This is a genomic window from Shigella sp. FC1544, assembly GCF_001722145.1.
Taxonomy (GTDB): domain Bacteria; phylum Pseudomonadota; class Gammaproteobacteria; order Enterobacterales; family Enterobacteriaceae; genus Escherichia; species Escherichia coli.
This window is the reverse complement of sequence record NZ_MECT01000452.1, coordinates 1-433: the sequence shown is the minus strand read 5'-3', so window position 1 is coordinate 433 and position 433 is coordinate 1. Positions and strand designations below refer to the sequence as shown.

Genomic DNA, 433 nt, shown 5'->3' with positions numbered 1-433 from the left:
GTGCGCTGGGTTATCGCTCGCCACGGGAATATCTGCGGCAGCGGGCTTGTAATGGGTTAAGTGATAACAGATGTCTGGAAATATAGGGGCAAATCCATTTACTACGTGCATCGAATGAGTGATCAAGAGCCGTATGACGCGAGAGTGTCACGTACGGTTCCGTGAGCAGCCGGAGAGTGAAACTCTCTCCGACGGGGTTCCGATAGCGGTGGCGAACATGCGGCGGTGTTGTACTCGCTGATCGGCACATGCCGTCTGAACAATGTGGAGCCAGAAAAATGGCTGCGTTACGTCATTGAGCATATCCAGGACTGACCGGCAAACCGGGTACGCGATCTGGGTAATGACTCCAACTTACTGATAGTGTTTTATGTTCAGATAATGCCCGATGACCTTGTCATGCAGCTCCACCGATTTTGAGAACGACAGTGAC

At 52.0% G+C, this 433-nt stretch carries 1 protein-coding gene and 1 pseudogene; one reads left to right on the top strand and one right to left on the bottom strand.

The annotated features are described in order from the left end of the window. Positions 1-180: 180 nt before the first annotated feature. Positions 181-315 (top strand): annotated as a pseudogene (locus BGK49_RS28005) (transposase domain-containing protein); the annotation flags it as partial. 39 nt (positions 316-354) lie between these two features. Here the strand turns inward: BGK49_RS28005 and BGK49_RS18255 are convergent. Then, positions 355-433, bottom strand: a 79-nt coding sequence (locus BGK49_RS18255) for an IS1 family transposase (RefSeq protein ID WP_001401901.1), incomplete at its 5' end; no start/stop codon positions are given.